This window comes from Polaromonas sp. LjRoot131 (assembly GCF_964252805.1).
Lineage (GTDB): Bacteria > Pseudomonadota > Gammaproteobacteria > Burkholderiales > Burkholderiaceae_C > Polaromonas.
The window spans coordinates 76,342-92,753 of sequence record NZ_CAXUPF020000005.1 but is presented as its reverse complement, the minus strand read 5'-3'; the positions used below and the strand labels follow the sequence as shown (position 1 = coordinate 92,753).

16 protein-coding genes and 1 tRNA gene are annotated in these 16,412 nt (G+C 66.0%); 14 read left to right on the top strand and 3 right to left on the bottom strand.

The annotated features are described in order from the left end of the window. Position 1: 1 nt before the first annotated feature. From fdh3B to ACSQ27_RS20595, 9 genes are all read left to right on the top strand, one after another. Positions 2–622: a formate dehydrogenase FDH3 subunit beta gene (fdh3B, locus tag ACSQ27_RS20635; RefSeq protein ID WP_436157365.1), complete on the top strand. Its 621-nt coding sequence runs from the start codon at positions 2–4 to the stop codon at positions 620–622. After that, positions 619–867: a hypothetical protein gene (locus ACSQ27_RS20630; protein WP_436157364.1), complete on the top strand. Its 249-nt coding sequence runs from the start codon at positions 619–621 to the stop codon at positions 865–867. Before fdh3B ends, ACSQ27_RS20630 begins: the two co-directional genes overlap by 4 nt. 14 nt (positions 868–881) lie before the next feature. Beyond that, positions 882–2,087 carry a formate dehydrogenase subunit gamma gene (locus ACSQ27_RS20625; protein ID WP_436157363.1) on the top strand — a complete coding sequence of 402 codons (1,206 nt, stop codon included), beginning with the start codon at positions 882–884 and terminating at the stop codon, positions 2,085–2,087. 18 nt (positions 2,088–2,105) lie between these two features. Next, positions 2,106–2,492: a hypothetical protein gene (locus tag ACSQ27_RS20620; RefSeq protein ID WP_436157362.1), complete on the top strand. Its 387-nt coding sequence runs from the start codon at positions 2,106–2,108 to the stop codon at positions 2,490–2,492. 64 nt (positions 2,493–2,556) lie between these two features. Beyond that, positions 2,557–3,540: a formate dehydrogenase accessory sulfurtransferase FdhD gene (locus ACSQ27_RS20615; protein WP_436157361.1), complete on the top strand. Its 984-nt coding sequence runs from the start codon at positions 2,557–2,559 to the stop codon at positions 3,538–3,540. Continuing rightward, positions 3,537–5,072 (top strand): C13 family peptidase, encoded by a 1,536-nt coding sequence (locus tag ACSQ27_RS20610; RefSeq protein WP_436157360.1) that lies wholly within the window; start codon positions 3,537–3,539, stop codon positions 5,070–5,072. Before ACSQ27_RS20615 ends, ACSQ27_RS20610 begins: the two co-directional genes overlap by 4 nt. Before the next feature lie 69 nt (positions 5,073–5,141). Next, positions 5,142–7,703, top strand: coding sequence for an ABC transporter permease (locus ACSQ27_RS20605; protein WP_436157359.1), 2,562 nt, complete (start codon positions 5,142–5,144; stop codon positions 7,701–7,703). Between the two features lie 695 nt (positions 7,704–8,398). After that, a complete protein-coding gene (locus ACSQ27_RS20600) occupies positions 8,399–8,830 on the top strand; it encodes a group II truncated hemoglobin (protein WP_436157358.1) in 432 nt (143 codons plus the stop codon). A 76-nt stretch (positions 8,831–8,906) separates the two neighbouring features. After that, a complete protein-coding gene (locus tag ACSQ27_RS20595) occupies positions 8,907–9,770 on the top strand; it encodes a DUF6933 domain-containing protein (protein WP_436157357.1) in 864 nt (287 codons plus the stop codon). A 25-nt stretch (positions 9,771–9,795) separates the two neighbouring features. Here the strand turns inward: ACSQ27_RS20595 and ACSQ27_RS20590 are convergent, their stop codons facing one another. Both ACSQ27_RS20590 and radC read right to left on the bottom strand, forming a co-directional pair. Then, complete coding sequence (locus tag ACSQ27_RS20590) at positions 9,796–10,452, bottom strand: Smr/MutS family protein (protein WP_436157356.1); 657 nt, start codon at positions 10,450–10,452, stop codon at positions 9,796–9,798. A gap of 9 nt (positions 10,453–10,461) precedes the next feature. Further along, complete coding sequence (gene radC, locus ACSQ27_RS20585; protein ID WP_436157355.1) at positions 10,462–11,139, bottom strand: RadC family protein; 678 nt, start codon at positions 11,137–11,139, stop codon at positions 10,462–10,464. A 167-nt stretch (positions 11,140–11,306) separates the two neighbouring features. Here radC and ACSQ27_RS20580 point away from each other — a divergent pair, with 167 nt between their 5' ends. The 5 genes from ACSQ27_RS20580 (at position 11,307) to ACSQ27_RS20560 (ending at position 15,355) form a co-directional block, all read left to right on the top strand. Next, entirely contained in the window at positions 11,307–11,798 is a 492-nt protein-coding gene (locus ACSQ27_RS20580) for an FKBP-type peptidyl-prolyl cis-trans isomerase (protein WP_436157354.1), read from the top strand. Continuing rightward, positions 11,795–12,796: a 4-hydroxy-3-methylbut-2-enyl diphosphate reductase gene (ispH, locus tag ACSQ27_RS20575; protein WP_436157353.1), complete on the top strand. Its 1,002-nt coding sequence runs from the start codon at positions 11,795–11,797 to the stop codon at positions 12,794–12,796. The genes ACSQ27_RS20580 and ispH overlap by 4 nt, the downstream gene beginning before the upstream one ends. A gap of 13 nt (positions 12,797–12,809) precedes the next feature. Continuing rightward, entirely contained in the window at positions 12,810–13,751 is a 942-nt protein-coding gene (locus tag ACSQ27_RS20570) for a threonine/serine dehydratase (protein WP_436157352.1), read from the top strand. A gap of 47 nt (positions 13,752–13,798) precedes the next feature. Further along, positions 13,799–15,139, top strand: a complete 1,341-nt coding sequence (serS, locus tag ACSQ27_RS20565; RefSeq protein ID WP_436157351.1) for a serine--tRNA ligase — start codon at positions 13,799–13,801, stop codon at positions 15,137–15,139. A gap of 128 nt (positions 15,140–15,267) precedes the next feature. Next, positions 15,268–15,355, top strand: a tRNA-Ser gene (locus tag ACSQ27_RS20560). Positions 15,356–15,438: 83 nt separating this feature from the next. On the opposite strand, the gene ACSQ27_RS20555 is transcribed toward ACSQ27_RS20560, so the two are convergent. Beyond that, a complete protein-coding gene (locus ACSQ27_RS20555) occupies positions 15,439–15,798 on the bottom strand; it encodes an HNH endonuclease (protein ID WP_436157350.1) in 360 nt (119 codons plus the stop codon). Positions 15,799–16,412 lie beyond the last annotated feature (614 nt).

Genomic DNA, 16,412 nt, shown 5'->3' with positions numbered 1-16,412 from the left:
TATGGCACGCATGAAATTTGTCTGTGACGCCGAGCGCTGCATCGAATGCAACGGCTGCGTCACCGCCTGCAAGAACGAGAACGAAGTCCCCTGGGGCGTCAACCGCCGCCGTGTGGTGACGCTCAATGACGGCGTTCCCGGCGAGAAATCGATTTCGGTGGCCTGCATGCACTGCAGCGACGCGCCCTGCATGGCCGTCTGCCCCGTCAACTGCTTTTACCGCACCGACGAAGGCGTGGTGCTGCACGACAAGGACGTCTGCATAGGCTGCGGCTACTGCTCCTATGCCTGCCCCTTCGGCGCGCCGCAGTTCCCGGCGGCCGGCACTTTCGGCGTGCGCGGCAAGATGGACAAGTGCACTTTCTGCGCCGGCGGCCCCGAGGCCAACGGCAGCCAGGCCGAGTTTGAAAAATACGGCCGCAACCGCCTGGCCGAAGGCAAGCTGCCGGCCTGCGCCGAGATGTGTTCCACCAAGGCCCTGCTGGCCGGCGACGGCGACGTGGTCGCCGACATCTTCCGCAACCGCGTGGTGCAGCGCGGCAAGGGCGCCGAAGTCTGGGGCTGGGGCACGGCTTACGGATCCAAACAAGCGGGCCAGCCGCCCGCGGGAGCCAAATCATGAAGCGCCTCGCGATGCTGGTTTCCGTGGCGGCCGCGCTGGCCGCCTCCACCGCCTTGACCGCCTGCGGCGAAAAACCGCAGACCCTGGGCGGCGTGAAAAGCGACGCCGCTCCTTTCCAGGGCACCGACAACGCCTTCGCGGCCCCCGGCTGGACCAAAGGCGACAAGGCCAGCTGGGAGCAGGGCCTCAAGGCCCGCGCGCAGAACAGCCAGAACGAATACACCAGGACGGGTACGTCGAAATAGCGACCGGAGGCCTTATGTTGTTTGCCCGATCCGTTCTCTTTCTGCTGGCAGCCGGCCTTGTCGGGCTGGCGGGCGCGCAGGCGCCTGCGCCCCAGCCGGCGGCGCCGCCGCAGTCCTCCGGCGCCGTGACACCTGCGCCCGCCGCGCCGGCCGCCGCTGGCGGCATCCAGGGCCAGAATATCTTTGAGGTCAAGCCCGACGCCAGCGCCGACCCCAACTACGCAAAGCAGTCCAACGGCGAACGCGCCAAGGTGCAGCCCGGCAACAACGCGCCGATGTGGCGCCAGGTGGGCGAGGGCGTTACCGGCTACAGCAGCCTGCCCAAAAGCGAAGCGCCCGAAGCCGGCAACCTGATCCAGCCCTTTGTGCAATACCCCGGCTCACGCCTGACCAACGCCGGCGAAGCCTGGCGCCAGGTGCGCAACAACTGGATCATTCCCTACGGCGGTTCGCTGTTCCTGATCGTGCTGCTGGCGATCGCGATTTTTTACTTCAGCAAGGGCTCGATCAAAACCCACGGCGCCGACACCGGCCGCAAGATAGAGCGCTTCACGCCCTTTGAGCGCGCCGCGCACTGGTCCAACGCGATCGCGTTCTCCATCCTGGCCATTTCCGGCCTGGTGATGGCCTTCGGCAAGTTCTTCCTGCTGCCTGTCATCGGCGGCGCGCTCTTCGGCTGGCTGACCTGGACGCTCAAAACCATGCACAACTTCGCCGGCCCGCTGTTCGCGGTCTCGCTGGTGATCGTGTTCTTTACTTTCCTGCGCGACAACTGGCCGCAAAAAGGCGACCTGCGCTGGCTGGCCAAGGGCGGCGGTCTGATCACGGGCGGCGAAGAGCCGCCTTCGAACCGTTTCAACGCGGGCGAAAAACTCATCTTCTGGGGCGGCGTGTTTTTCCTCGGCATCGTGGTCGTGTCCTCGGGTTTTGTGCTCGACAAGCTGCTGCCCGGCCTGGTCTACGAGCGCGCCACCATGCAGGTCGCGCACATGGTGCATGCCGTGGCCACCGTGCTCATGATGTGCATGTTCCTGGGCCACATCTACCTGGGCACCATCGGCATGCAAGGCGCCTACAAGGCCATGCGGACCGGCTACGTCGACGAGACCTGGGCCCGGGAACACCACGAATACTGGTACGACGAGGTCAAGGCCGGCAACATCCCGGCCCAGCGCAGCACACCGCCGGCGGATCCGCCCGGGCAGATCGCACAAGCCTGAACACGTAGTGAGGACACCATGAAAAAACTCCTGATCCTGGCCATGCTGGCCGCCGCATCGGCCACGGTGCTGGCCAAGCTGCCGCCGCTGAGCGACGAGGCCAAGGCCAAAGCCGCCGAAGCCGCCGCCAAAACCGCGTGGACCGGCAAGGCCGAGGCCTACCAGCTGTGCAAGTCGCAGGACAAGGTAGCCGCCGCCTATTACAAGTCCGCCAAGGCCGCCGGCAAGGAAACCAAGCCGCCTGCGCCGGCGCCTGCCTGCGCCGATCCCGGTCCTTTTGCCTACACGCCGCCGGAAGCCAAACCGCTGGAAGCCGCGGGCGCGCATTCGCCGGCCGGCACCGCCACCAGCCCGCCCAGCACCAGGCAGCCCGACGCGGTCGGCAACCCCGCCAAGAAATCCTGAGACTTCCCGCCTTTCCAAAAGCCGACTCCGCAAGGGGCCGGCTTTTTTGTTGTAGTCTTGCCGCATGCCCGCTTCGACACCTTCCCTGCCGCGCCTGACCCATGCCCAGGCGCCCCTGACCTGCGAGGTGGAGGCCGTCAACGAATATGGGGAAACGCAGCGCATCTCCATCCCGGCCGAGCGCGCGCTCACGGTGTACGTCGACAAGCGTGAACTGGTGACGCTGATGACCTTGGGCGCGCACCCCGAGCTGCTGGTGCTGGGCTATCTGCGCAACCAGCGCCTGGTCAAGGATGCGGCCGACATAGACTCCATCACCGTGGACTGGGACGTCGGCGCCGCCGCCGTCAAGACGCGCCACGGCATTGAGGACATCGAAGAAAAAACCGCGCGCCGCGTGGTCACCACCGGCTGCGGCCAGGGCAGCGTGTTCGGCGGCCTGATGGACGAGGTGGAGGGCATCGTGCTGCCCCGCGATGCGCGCATCAGCCAGGGCCAGCTTTATGCCCTGGTCAACACCATCAGGCTCAAGGAAACGACGTACAAATCCGCCGGCTCGGTGCACGCCTGCGCGCTGTTCGCGATGACGGACGGTGATCCCGAAATGCTGTTGTTCGTAGAAGACGTGGGCCGCCACAACGCAATAGACACCATAGCCGGCTGGATGTGGATGCAGAATGTAGCCCCCACGCTTGTCGCTTCGCGTACTGCGCTGCCCCCCGAGGGGGCGCTGCGCCTGCGGCCCGGCGAAGCCGGTTCCGCGGCCCCGGCTGGTGAAGAGGGAGGCTTCGGAGGGCTTGTGTTTTACACCACCGGCCGCCTCACCAGCGAAATGGTCATCAAGTCCGCGCAGATGGGTGTGCCCATCGTGGTTTCACGCAGCGGCATCACGCAGATGGGCCACCAGGTGGCGCAGGCCGTGGGCCTGTGCGCCATAGGCCGCGCCACGAACAAGCGCTTCGTCTGCTACGCCAACCCGCAGCGGCTCACGCTGCAGCCCGAACTCGCCGGCGCCAGGCCGGCCTCTTTTTCCACCGCGCCGACATGACAGCTATCGATACCGACGTCCAGCCCACGCTTCCCGGAATTCCCGAAGCCTTGCCGCAGCGCGGCAAACCGGGCAAGCACCTGCCCCTGCTGCGCTGGGTCGGCGAGGGCCTGCGTGCGGGGGTGTTCCTGAAACCTCGCGCGGCGGGGCGCGTGCCCACGCCGCTGCAGGTGCTGCTCCTGACGGTACTGGTACTGGGCCTTGAACTGGCCCTGTCCCGTCTGGAGGTGGCCGGCCCTGCGCGCCTGGACCTGCAGGCCTGGCTGTCGGGCTGGTGGACCGCCGGCCTGTTCCTGGGCCTGGCCTGGTGGGCGCTTCCTCCGCTGGACGCCGCGCCGGCGGCCGGCCCGGATGAGCCCGCCGGCGAGGGCTTGAAGGGCATCGCCGCCTGCTTTGTCCTGTGGCTGCTTTCATCGCTTCCGGCGACGCTGGTGTACCAGGGGATGATCGCCGCCTTCGCCCAGGGCTGGATCAGGAGTTCGGTGTTTTCGTCGCCCTGGGTTTACTGGGGCTTTTACGGCCTGTTTCTCGCCTGGGGCGTGGGCACGGCGGTCTTGCTGGTCTGGCGTTTTGCCGGCCTGACGTGGCGCGCGGGGGTGTTCGCATTGGCGCTGCTGGCCTCCACCGGCCTCATGCTCTGGCAGTTCGAGGCCCGCACCTGGCAGCAAGACTATGCCGCGCGCGGCGACGATGACAGGTCCCGGCTGCAGCTGAGCCAGCAAACGTTTGAAGCGCAGCAGGCGCTCTGGGAAAAGACCATGGCCGCCATTGCGCATGAGCGACCCGGCGTCACCGACGTCTACGCCCTGGTGTTCGCACCCTATGCCGCGGAAGACGTGTTCCTGCGCGAAAGCACCCTGGTCAGCCGCGTGCTGGCCGAGCGTTTCGACGCCGAGGGCCGCGTGGTGCACCTGGTCAACCACGCCAGCACCGCGCAAACCCATCTGTGGGCCACCGCGCTGAACCTGGAGCGTGCCATCGACGCGATTGCCCAGCGCATGGACCGCGACAAGGACGTGCTGGTGGTCTACATGACTTCGCACGGCGCCAGCGACTTCAAGCTCGCCACGTCCCACTGGCCGCTCGAGGTGCCGCCCGTGAGCCCCGGCGAGCTGCGCGAGGCGCTCGACAGGTCGGGCGTGCGCAACCGTGTGATCGCGATTTCGGCCTGCTATTCCGGCGGCTGGGTCGACCCGCTGGCCGGCGACACCACCCTGGTCATGACGGCGGCCGACGCCACCCATACTTCCTATGGCTGCGGGAGCCGCTCCGATCTCACCTTTTTCGGCCGCGCCATGTTTGACGAACAGCTGCGCAAGACGCGTTCCTTCGAGCAGGCCTTTGCCCGCGCGGTGCCGCTGATCAAGCAGCGCGAGATCGACGCCGGCAAGGAAGACGGCTTTTCCAACCCGCAGATCCGGGTGGGCGCCGGCATTGCGCCGGTGCTGCGCGCGCTGGAAAAACGCCTGGATGCGCTCCCGTCGGCCGCCGCTGCCTCGCCCGTGGCCGCCGCCAGCGCCGCCCGCCCATAACACCGGCATAACCCGGCTGCGAACCCGGCCATCGCTCAAGGGCCGCGGACTTTGCGTTATGGTCGGCGCATGAACACCCTTTTCCTCAAGCTCGGCTGGAAAACCATGCTGCGCGACCTGCGCGCGGGCGAGTTGCGCCTGCTCATCGTGGCCGTCACCCTGGCCGTCGCGGCCCTGACCGCCGTCGGCTTTTTTGCCGACCGCCTCAAGGGCGGCCTGCAGCGCGACGCACGCCAGCTGCTGGGCGGCGATGCCGTGGTCCGCAGCGACGGCCAGACGCCGGCCGCGTTTATCGCCAAAGCGCAGGCGCTGGGCCTCAAGGGTATTTCCACCGTCACCTTTCCGACCATGGGCCGCGCCCCCGACGCCGACGGCGGCGCCAGCAAGCTGGTGGCCTTCAAGGCCGTGCCCGAAGGCTATCCCCTGCGCGGCAGCGTGAAGGTGGCCGGCAGCCCCGAAGAGGCCGGCGCCGACACACGCGAAGTGCCCGCCCCCGGCACCGCCTGGGCCGATGCCTCGCTGCTCGATTCGCTGGGCCTCAAGCTCGGCCAGACGCTGCTCATGGGCGACGCCGGTTTCAAGCTCACGCGCATCATCGTGCAGGAACCGGACCGCGGTGCCGGTTTCATCAGCTTTTCCCCGCGCGTGATGATCAACCAGGCCGACGTGGCGGCGACCAACCTGATCCAGCCCGCCAGCCGCACCAACTACCGTTTTGCCGTCGCCGGCGACGACAAGGCGGTGAAGGCGTATGTGAAATGGGCCGAGGAAGAAATCAAGAAACCGTTTGAGCAATCGGGCGTGCGCGGCGTGCGCTTGGAGTCGCTCGAATCGGGCAGCCCCGAGATGCGCCAGACGCTGGACCGTGCCGAAAAATTCCTCAACCTCGTGGCGCTGCTCGCGGCCCTGCTGAGCGCGGTGGCGGTGGCCATCGTGGCGCGCGGTTTTGCCGCCAAACACCTGGACGACTGCGCCATGCTGCGCGTGCTGGGCCAGCCGCAGCGCACCATCGCGCTGGCCTACACGTTTGAGTTCGTGCTGGCGGGCCTGTTTGCCAGCGCATTGGGCGTGGTCCTGGGTTTTGCCGTGCATTACGGTTTTGTGCTGCTGCTCGCCGGCCTGGTCGAAACCGCACTGCCGGCCGCCACCTTCTGGCCCGTGCTCTTCGGCATGGGCATGGGCCTCACGCTGCTGCTGGCTTTCGGCCTGCCGCCCGTGCTGCAGCTGGCCCAGGTGCCGCCGCTGCGTGTGATCCGCCGCGACGTCGGCAACCTCAAGCCCGCCTCGCTGGCCGTGCTGGGTGTGGGCATGGCCGGTTTCGCGGCCCTGCTGGTGGCCGCCAGCAGCGACCTGAAGCTGGGCCTGATCGCCGTGGGCGGTTTTGCCGGCGCCGTGCTGGTGTTCGCCGCGGCGAGTTTTGCCGCCGTCAAGCTGCTGCGCGCCAGCGTGCATGAGGCAACCGCGCCGCGCTGGCTGGTGCTGGCCACGCGCCAGCTTTCGGCCCGGCCGGTGTACGCCGTGGTGCAGACCAGCGCGCTGGCCGTCGGCCTGCTGGCGCTGATGCTGCTGGTGCTGCTGCGCACCGACCTCATCAGCAGCTGGCGCAAAGCCACGCCGCCCGACGCACCCAACCGTTTTGTCATCAACGTGCAGCCCGAGCAGGGCGAGGCCTTCCTGCAGGCGCTGCGCGACGGCGGCGTGAAAAAATTTGATTGGTACCCCATGATCCGAGGCCGCCTGGTCGCGGTCAACGGCAAGCCCGTCACGCCCGACGATTTTGAAGACGACCGTGCCAAGCGCCTGGTCGACCGCGAGTTCAACCTCTCCAACAGCGCCGAGATGCCCTCGCACAACCAGTCCAGCGGCGGGCGCTGGACAGCCGGCGAGAAAGACGCCGTCAGCGTCGAGGACGGCCTGGCCAAGACCCTGGGCCTCAAGCTGGGAGATACCCTGCGCTTTGACATAGGCGGGCAGGTGAGTGAAGCCAGAATCACCAGCCTGCGCAAGGTCGACTGGGGCTCGATGCGCGTCAACTTTTTTGTGATGTACACGGTCGCGAAATTGCCGGCCGACGTGCCCGTGTCTTTTATCAGCGCCTTCCGCGCGCCCGAGCCGGCTGTGACGGCGCCCGGCCAGCCGCGCCCGCAGAGTTTTGACAACACTTTGGTCAAGGCCTTCCCCAACATCACCAACGTCGACATGAGCAGCACCCTGGCCCAGGTGCAGCGCGTGCTGGACCAGGTGATACGCGCGGTGGAGTTTTTGTTCGGCTTCACGTTGGCTGCCGGCCTGGTCGTGCTGTTTGCCGCCATCACCGCGACCCGCGAAGAGCGCGCCCGCGAATTCGCCATCATGCGGGCGGTGGGGGCGCGGGCCTCGCTGCTGCGGCAGGTGCAGCGGGCGGAGTTGGCCGGCGTTGGATTGCTCGCCGGCTTCCTGGCCTCTGTCGTCGCGCTGGCGGTGGGATGGGGATTGGCGCGGTTTGTGTTTGATTTCAATTGGACCGGGTCTTGGACTGTGCCTTTGCTGGGTAGCCTGGCGGGGGCTGTGTTGGCGTTGGCTGCGGGGTGGTGGGGGTTGAGGTCGGTTTTGAATACGCCTGTTGTGGAGACTTTGCGGAAGGCTCAATAGGGCCGGTTCTTGCTTCGGCTTGCGCGCTCTCTGCTGAGGGTAGCTGGCCGGGGGTAGCCCGGCGGCTACTCACTTTTCTTTTGCTTCGCCAAAAGAAAAGTAAGCAAAAGAAAAGGCGACCCTGGTTGCTGCGTCCCTCCGCTTCGCTGCGGGCAACCTGCGGTGCTCGGTCCAGGCGGGGTCTCGCTCGAACTCGCTACGTTGCACTTCGCTCAGACAATCGCGATCCCTGATCCGCCTGGCCCTGCGCTCCTCGGCGCATCCACAAGGGGTGGGGGAGGAATACCAAACAGCCGAAGATAAGAAACCGAATACTGAAAACAACAAGGACTCGCCACGGCGAGTCCTTGTTTGTCTTGGTTGATTCTTTGTCTTCTGTCCCCGCTCCCGATTGCCCCGTCCTGGCTGGGCCGAGGAGCGCAGACGTAGGCGGATCAGGGATCGCGCTTGTTTGAGCCGCAGGCGAGTTTGCGCGAGACCCCGCCGTAGTCGAGCACCGCAGGTTGCCCGAAGCGAAGCGTAGGGACCCAGACTGCGGGTCGCCTTTTCTTTGGTGACTTTCTTTTGGCGAAGCAAAAGAAAGTTACTGGCCGCCGGGCCACTCCCGGCCAGCAAGCCTCAACAAAAAGCGTACTCAAAAAACAAGAACATCCTTACCAACCACCCCCCAACCCTCAACATTCGATAATCCCCAAATGCAGATAGAAGAACGCCCCCCCGGAACCCCCCCATTCGAAACCCCCTTCGCCTGGATAGGCGGCGAGGACCGCGTCAAGGCCCTGGTTGAGCGGTTTTACGATTTGATGGACCTGGAACCGGGCTACAAAGCCCTGCGCGCCGCGCACGGCAGCACCTTGGACAATGCCCGGCAACGCCTGTTCTGGTTTCTGTGCGGCTGGCTGGGCGGGCCGCAGTATTACACCGACCGCTTCGGCCATCCGCGCCTGCGCATGCGCCACATGCCGCAATCCACCGGCGGAGGCTCCATCGGGATTGCCGAGCGCGACCAGTGGCTGGCGTGCATGGACCAGGCCATGCGTGAGACCGGGGTGGATGAAGGCCTGCGCACGCGGCTCAATGCCTCGTTTTTCCAGACGGCCGACTGGATGCGCAATCGGGGCGAATGACTATGGCCGCAAAGCTCGATCCGGTGAGCTGGCAGCTTGATCGCCGCCCATCGCCGCCCATTGCCGGTCTGACGCCATGGTCACGCTACATGTCACCCGGGAACTGGCAGGCGCCCTCAAGCTGCCGGCCAAACTCGCTGTTGATTCGACTGCGCCTGGCAGCACTTTGGGCCCCTGGTCTTTGGGTCTGGTGCATTGCCGGCCGGCCAAACTTGTGGTGGCGGTGAGTGCATCCACGCGCTGGGCGATGGCGCTGCATGCCGCACCCTTGGCCACGCTGCGAGAACGCTTCGGCCCTGCCTTGCTGCTGAACCTGCTGGCACTGGGCGTGCCACCTGACCATGCCCGTGCCGAGGTGGATGCCCATGTGCCGGTCCTGTGGGCGCTGGGCCATGATCGCGGCGTGCTGGCGCACCTGAACCAGTGCGCTGCTGATGTCCTGTGGGCGGCCAACGATGGCCTGTCACTGCCCTCGGTCAATCAGCGCCTGGCCGAGCGCATCGTCATGAAGCCACAGACAGGAACGCCTTCCACCGAAGTGCTGCGCTTGCTTGGTGGCGATCCCAACAGCCTGTCTGCCCGCATGCGCGCGGAGGGGGCAGAGTGGCATGACATGTATGCGCTAATGCAGGCGCAAGCCGGCCAGGAGGTAGTGACGCTGCCCGTGCTGCGCCTGTTGGGGACCGAGCAGTTGGAGGCGCGCCACCAAGCCATCATCCTGATGGACAGGCTGCCAGTGGACCAGCGGCGCAGCCTGCCCTCAGGGCGGCCGCCCCGCTGGGTTCCGCGCGAACTGGTGTTGGACCTGCAGGGTATTGAGGCGGCGGGCCCGGCGTTTGCCGCCGCACTCCATGCCGAGGCTCTGGCGCTGGGTTTGCGGCAGATCACCTTGCGCAATGCACTCGAGGAAGTGGCCGCTCAGTTGCTGCAGATTCAGTAGGGGCTCACGCCGGCTGGTATGGGCCTTAGCCCTGCGCCAGCAAGACCACGAGCGCCCCGGCCCCGCCCTCGGCCGGCCTGGCCTGCACAAAGGCCAGCACTTCCTGTTTCTGGATCAGCCAGCTCTGCACCTTGCCCTTGAGTACCGGCGTCTTGCCCGGTGAACCCAGGCCCTTGCCGTGCACCACGCGCACGCAGCGCCAGCCCACCTTGTGGGCGTCCTTGATGAAAAGCGCCAGCGCTTCGCGCGCGTCCTCGCGGCGCAGGCCATGTAAATCGAGTTGCCCCTGGATGCTCCAGCCGCCGCGGCGCAGCTTGCGCACCACGTCGGGCCCCATGCCGGGCCGGCGGAAGCTCAGCGCCTCGTCGGTGTCCAGCAGGGTCTCGACGTCGAACTCGTCGGAGATCGCCTCGCGCATCACCGCGAGCTCGTCGCGCTGCTGCTGCACCGGGATGGGTGCGGCCTGCTGCAGCGGCAGCGCAGCCTTGTGGCCGGGAAGGTGTTTGGCGGGCAGGGCCTTGACGGCGCCGACGGCGCGCGAGAACAACTCTTTTTCGGCCCTGGCTTTGGCCGCCGCGGCGGCTTTGGCGGCGGCGGCTTCTTTTTCAAGCCGGGCCCGGGTTTCGATCTCGCGCTTGACGGCCTTGAGGTCCTGCAGACTTTTGAGGGCGGGCGGTTTCATGGCTCAACCTTACAGCAACCCCAGCTCGGCCATGGACACCGCCTGGGTGCTGGTCACCACGAAGTGGTCCAGCACGCGGATGTCCACCAGCGCCAGCGCCGACTTGAGGTTGCGCGTGAGCGCCTCGTCGGCGCGCGAAGGCTGGGCCGAGCCGCTGGGGTGGTTGTGCGCCAGCACCACGCTGGCGGCATTCAGGGCCAGGGCGCGGATGACGACCTCGCGCGGGTAGACCGAGGTCTGCGTCAGCGTGCCGCGGAACAGTTCTTCGAGCGCGATCAGGCGGTTCTGGCTGTCCAGGAACAGCATGGCGAACACCTCGTGCGGCCGGCTGCCCAGCTGCAGCTGAAGGTAGTCGCGCACCGCCTGGGGTGTGTCGAACACGGTTTTCCGGCTGAGGTTTTCGGCCAGCGCGCGGCGGGCCAGTTCCAGCACCGCGACCAGCTGCGCCCGCTTGGCCCCGCCACCCAGGCCCTTGATGCGTTTGAGGCTTTCGGCCGTGGTGTGTAGCAGGCCGGCCACGCCGCCGAAGGTGTCCAGCAGCTCCTGGCCCATCTGCAGCACGTTTTTGCCGGGGATGCCGGTGCGCAGCAGCAGGGCCAGCAGTTCGGCGTCGCTGAGGGCGCCGGGGCCGCGGGCCAGCAGTTTTTCGCGGGGGCGGCTGTCTAGGGGCAGGTCTTTCAGGATCATGGATCGATCTCTTCTTCTTATGGGTTGGCGGGAGGGAGCCAGGGGGACTCTTCCCGCAAAAAAGGCCAAAAAACCGGGTTTGGCCCGGCCGGGCCGTCCTTTCTACAATAGAGGCAGTTTACAAACACTGGCCCGCCGCTCCGGCCGGCCCCGAAAGCCTTCGCCTTATGCCCACCACCGTGGAACTCTCCGCCCCTCCTTTGGTCCAGCCGGGCTCTTTCCTGACCCTGCACTATCGCATGGCCGGGCCTGCCGTGAACGGGAAACCGGGCGCCGACATCATCAACACCTTTGAGGGCAAGCCCGCCACGCTGAGCTTGGGCACCGGCGAACTGTCGCCGGCCCTCGAACAGCGCCTGCTGGGCCTGCCCGAGGGCACGCGCGCCACCTTCGAGCTGCCGGCCGGCGAGGCCTTCGGTGAGCGCAACCCCGAGCTGGTGCAATGGGTGGCGCGCAAGCTGCTCAATGAACTGGGCGACCCCGACGAGCAGTACAAGGTCGGCGACGTGGTGCAGTTTCCCACGCCCGACGGCATGGGCCAGTATGCCGGCGCGGTGCAGCAGGTCAAACCCGGTGGTGACGCGGTGCAGTTCGACTTCAACCACCCGCTGGCCGGCCAGCCGGTCGTGTTTGAAGTGCAAGTGATTGGGGTGTTATGACTGAATCGAAACTGCTTCCCCAGGAAATCCTGCTCGCGGAACCGCGCGGCTTTTGCGCCGGCGTCGACCGCGCGATCGAGATCGTCGAGCGCGCCCTGACCAAATTCGGCGCGCCGATTTACGTGCGCCACGAGATCGTGCACAACACCTACGTTGTCAACGACCTCAAGCAAAAAGGCGCGATCTTCATTGAAGAGCTCGACGACGTTCCGCCGGGCGCCACGCTGGTGTTCAGCGCCCACGGCGTGAGCCAGGCCATCCAGAAAGAGGCCGAGCGCCGCGGCTTCCAGATTTTCGACGCCACCTGCCCGCTGGTCACCAAGGTGCACGTCGAAGTCGCCAAACTGCACAAAGAGGGCTACGAATTCATCATGATCGGCCACAAGGGCCACCCCGAAGTCGAAGGCACCATGGGCCAGCTCGACAGCGGCATCCACCTGGTGGAAGACGTGGCCGACGTCTGGCGCATCAGCCCCGGCCAGACGGAGCGCCTGGCGGTGGTCACGCAGACCACGCTGAGCGTGGACGACGCGGCCGAGATCAGCGCCGCCGTGAAGCAGCGCTTTCCGCAGGTGCGCGAGCCCAAGCAGCAGGACATCTGCTACGCCACGCAGAACCGGCAGGACGCCGTCAAGGTGCTGAGCCCGCAGGTCGACATCCTCATCGTGGTCGGCAGCCCGACCAGCTCCAACAGCAACCGCCTGCGCGAACTCGCCGCCAAGCTGGGCACCGAGGCCTATATGGTCGACGACGCCAGCGAGCTCAAGGAGTCGTGGTTCGAGGGCAAGGGCCGGGTCGGCCTGACGGCCGGTGCCTCGGCCCCCGAGATCCTCGTCAAGCAGGTGATAGACCGCATCAAGGCGCTGGGCGCGGTGTCGGTGCGCAAGATGGACGGCATCGAGGAAACCATCAAGTTCCCGCTGCCCAAAGGCCTGAAGCTCGACGCGCAAGGCCACATGCTGGAAGTCAACGACAGCCAGCTTCACCAACTCACCTGATTCCCCCTCGTTCATGACCGATCGCGACAACATCGAGCGCTGCCTGCGCACGTTCCAGGCCGGCTACGGCCATTTCATCCACCAGACCCCGCTGTGGCAATTGCCCGGCAGGGCACTGGGCGTGGACTGCGCCGAGGTCTGGCTCAAGCTCGAGCACCTGCAGACCGGCGGCAGCTTCAAGGCGCGCGGCATGCTCAATCGCCTGCTGTCCAACCCCATTCCCGCCAGCGGCGTGATCGTCGCCTCGGGCGGCAATGCCGGCATCGCCACCGCGGCGGCAGCCCGTGAACTGGGCGTGCGCTGCGAGGTGTTTGTGCCCGAGGTCTCCACCCCCGCCAAGCGCGCCAAGCTCGCCGCACTGGGCGCCGAGGTCGTGGTGACGGGCGCGGCCTATGCCGACGCGCTGAAAGCATGCCTGGCGCGCCAGCAGGAAACCGGCGCGCTGCTCACGCATGCCTACGACCAGCCCGAAGTGCTGGCCGGTGCCGGCACCCTGGCCGCGGAGATCGAGCAGCAGGGCGGTTTGCCCGACTCGGTACTGGTCAGCGTGGGCGGGGGCGGCCTGATAGGCGGCGTGGCCGGCTGGTTCGGGCAGCGCAGCCGCGTGGTCGCACTCGAGCCCGAACTCGCGCCCACCCTGTACAAGGCCCGCGAGGCCGGCGAACCGGTGGACGTGGCCGTCGGTGGCATCGCCGCCGATTCGCTGGGCGCCAAACGCATAGGCGGCCTTTCCTGGGACGTCACCCAGGCCCATGTGCGCGACGCGCTGCTGCTGACCGATGAGTCGATACGCGCGGCCCAGCTCTGGCTCTGGAAAGAGCTCAAGCTGGCCGTCGAGCCCGCCGCAGCCCTGCCGCTGGCCGCGCTGCAAAGCGGCCGCTACCGCCCGCGCGCCGACGAAAAAGTCTGCCTCATCCTCTGCGGCGCCAACCTGGACCCGGCCAGCCTGAACTGAGCCGAACGGCCCATGGCTGCCACCCCCGCACAAAATACAATGGCCCCATGCTAGACATCAACCTGCTCCGCAAAGACCTGCCCTCGGCCATCGCCCGGCTGGAAACCCGCAAAACCCCGCAAGCCTTCCTCAACGTGGAGGCCTTCCAGGGCCTGGAGGCCGAGCGCAAGGCCCTGCAGATCCGCACCGAGGAGCTGCAGAACCAGCGCAACACCCTGTCCAAGCAGATAGGCCAACTCAAATCCAAGGGTGAAGACGCCAGCGCCGTCATGGCGCAGGTCAGCGCTTCCAAGGCCGAACTCGAAACCTCGGCCGCCCGGCTGGAGCAGATCCAGGCCGACATGCAGGCCCTGCTGCTGGCCGTGCCCAACCTGCCGCACGAGAGCGTGCCCCAGGGCATCGGCGAGGCCGGCAACGTCGAAGTGCGCAAATGGAGCCCGATTGAAGGCCCCGGCGGCGAACCCGCGGCCTTTGCCTTCGAAGTGAAGGACCACGTCGACGTCGGCCAGCCCCTGGGCCTGGACTTCGAACTCGGCACCAAGCTGACCGGCTCGCGTTTCACCGTCATGAAGGGCCCGCTGGCCCGCCTGCACCGCGCGCTCGCGCAGTTCATGCTCGACGTGCAGACCCAGGAGCACGGCTATACCGAGTGCTACACGCCCTACATCGTCAACGGCGATTCGCTGCGCGGCACCGGCCAGCTGCCCAAGTTCGAGGAAGACCTGTTCGCCGCGAAAAAGGGCGGGCAAGAGGGCGCAGCCGAAGCCGAAAGCACGGCGCTTTACCTGATCCCCACCTCGGAAGTGCCGCTGACCAACTTCGTGCGCGACGAGATCGTTGCCGAAGCCGACCTGCCGCTGCAGTTCACCGCCCACACGCCCTGCTTCCGCTCGGAAGCCGGCAGCTACGGCCGCGACACGCGCGGCATGATCCGCCAGCACCAGTTCGACAAGGTCGAGATGGTGCAGATTACGCACCCCGACAAAAGCTACGAAGCGCTGGAAGCCATGACCGGCCACGCCGAAGTCATTTTGCAAAAGCTCGGCCTGCCGTACCGCGTCATGCTGCTGTGCACCGGCGACATGGGCTTCGGCGCCGCCAAGACCTATGACCTCGAAGTCTGGCTGCCCGCGCAGAACACCTACCGCGAAATCAGCTCGGTCTCCAACTGCGAAGCCTTCCAGGCGCGCCGCCTGCAGGCCCGTTTCAAGAACGCCCAGGGCAAGAACGAATTCGTCCACACCCTCAACGGCTCCGGCCTGGCCGTAGGCCGCACCCTGGTGGCCGTGCTCGAGAACTACCAGCTCGCCGACGGCTCCGTCACCGTGCCGGAAGTGCTGCAGCCTTATATGGGCGGGATCAAGGTGCTGGCACCCTCAGAAAAATAGGGTAGGTCTTAACCCAGCAGGGGCCGCGGAACCGGCTTTGCCGGGCCGCAGGCGCAGCGCCCCCTCGGGGGGCAGCGAACCACACGAAGTGGGGAGCGTGGGGGCTGATAGAATATCGGCTCCACACTGGAGAGGTGGCAGAGTGGCCGAATGTACCTGACTCGAAATCAGGCGTACCGCAAGGTACCGTGGGTTCGAATCCCACCCTCTCCGCCAAAATTGCATCCAGAGAAATCCAGGTTGATCTGAGAAATGCCTTGAAAGCCCCGCTAGTCGGGGCTTTTTCGTTGGTGGCTGCCTTATTGACGCCTGAATTTCGCTGCCAGGCCGCCAGGATGCCATTTGCCAGCAGCCACGCGTTTGGCGACGCGGCATTTATAAGTCAGGTGGTCTGGTGCTTTATGCGGTCGGCCGGCATGGCGCCGGCTGTTGCACCAGGCGCAGGCAGCGACGATATTGCCGGGCGTGACCTGCCCGCCGTCCTGCGCGGCAAGAAGATGCTCGGCGGTGCTTCTCAGCTGTGTTGCCTCGGCAACTGAAATGCCATGCTTGGCGGCGAATGGCTTGACCGCGCCCTTACACATTGGGAGACCGCAGTAAAAGCACTGCCAGTTCTGTTGAGCAGCGGCGAGAAGACAAAGTTGTTTTTTACGATTCATCGGGAAATCCACTTGGTTTAACAAGCAATCTCCCGGTGACGCATTGCGCGTCATTCGGGCACCGGCGGTTATCCGTATCGGCGATGCCTAGGCTCAGCCTAGGGCGGTCAGGGGCTGCATATCCTGAACGGTTGCAGTCTACAAAATTTGCCGCCGCGCGTCCATCTTTGCAATCAACTGGGCCGCGTGACCGAGCAATCCCTGTATCTATCCTTACCCATCATCACGTCGGCCTCATAGTCGCCGCGGATGTGATCTTTGTACCAAGCCCAGCAGGTCCAAGCCACCGATCCAATAACGACCGCAAATGCCACGAGATAACCCCAGGCTGGGATCAATCCCGGGCACTCAACATTGGCCGGCATCATTGAGCACTCGTCAACAAAGCTGATGAAATAGGCGCCTCCGCCGGCAAAGAAGCCTGGCAATAGATTCACAAGCGATCTGAGATAGTTCGGCTTTCGGCGTCGTGGCATAGGTGCTCCCTGTCCTTTGATCGTAGCGGAACCCCGCGTCCAATGGATCGAGTTCGCAATGCTCGTCACTTGATTCCGCCACCCTGCAAAAGGGCCTGCTCTGAACTACGGCGCGAAGTCTTCCAAAAAGCATTGCGC

Coding starts and splice junctions, on each gene's coding strand:
- ACSQ27_RS20610 (WP_436157360.1), top strand. CDS start 3,537: ATGACAGCTATCGATACCGACGTCCAGCCCACGCTTCCCGGAATTCCC.
- ACSQ27_RS20580 (WP_436157354.1), top strand. CDS start 11,307: ATGCCCACCACCGTGGAACTCTCCGCCCCTCCTTTGGTCCAGCCGGGC.
- radC (WP_436157355.1), bottom strand. CDS start 11,139: ATGATCCTGAAAGACCTGCCCCTAGACAGCCGCCCCCGCGAAAAACTG.
- ACSQ27_RS20605 (WP_436157359.1), top strand. CDS start 5,142: ATGAACACCCTTTTCCTCAAGCTCGGCTGGAAAACCATGCTGCGCGAC.
- ACSQ27_RS20600 (WP_436157358.1), top strand. CDS start 8,399: ATGCAGATAGAAGAACGCCCCCCCGGAACCCCCCCATTCGAAACCCCC.
- ispH (WP_436157353.1), top strand. CDS start 11,795: ATGACTGAATCGAAACTGCTTCCCCAGGAAATCCTGCTCGCGGAACCG.
- serS (WP_436157351.1), top strand. CDS start 13,799: ATGCTAGACATCAACCTGCTCCGCAAAGACCTGCCCTCGGCCATCGCC.
- fdh3B (WP_436157365.1), top strand. CDS start 2: ATGGCACGCATGAAATTTGTCTGTGACGCCGAGCGCTGCATCGAATGC.
- ACSQ27_RS20630 (WP_436157364.1), top strand. CDS start 619: ATGAAGCGCCTCGCGATGCTGGTTTCCGTGGCGGCCGCGCTGGCCGCC.
- ACSQ27_RS20590 (WP_436157356.1), bottom strand. CDS start 10,452: ATGAAACCGCCCGCCCTCAAAAGTCTGCAGGACCTCAAGGCCGTCAAG.
- ACSQ27_RS20615 (WP_436157361.1), top strand. CDS start 2,557: ATGCCCGCTTCGACACCTTCCCTGCCGCGCCTGACCCATGCCCAGGCG.
- ACSQ27_RS20620 (WP_436157362.1), top strand. CDS start 2,106: ATGAAAAAACTCCTGATCCTGGCCATGCTGGCCGCCGCATCGGCCACG.
- ACSQ27_RS20595 (WP_436157357.1), top strand. CDS start 8,907: ATGGTCACGCTACATGTCACCCGGGAACTGGCAGGCGCCCTCAAGCTG.
- ACSQ27_RS20625 (WP_436157363.1), top strand. CDS start 882: ATGTTGTTTGCCCGATCCGTTCTCTTTCTGCTGGCAGCCGGCCTTGTC.
- ACSQ27_RS20555 (WP_436157350.1), bottom strand. CDS start 15,798: ATGAATCGTAAAAAACAACTTTGTCTTCTCGCCGCTGCTCAACAGAAC.
- ACSQ27_RS20570 (WP_436157352.1), top strand. CDS start 12,810: ATGACCGATCGCGACAACATCGAGCGCTGCCTGCGCACGTTCCAGGCC.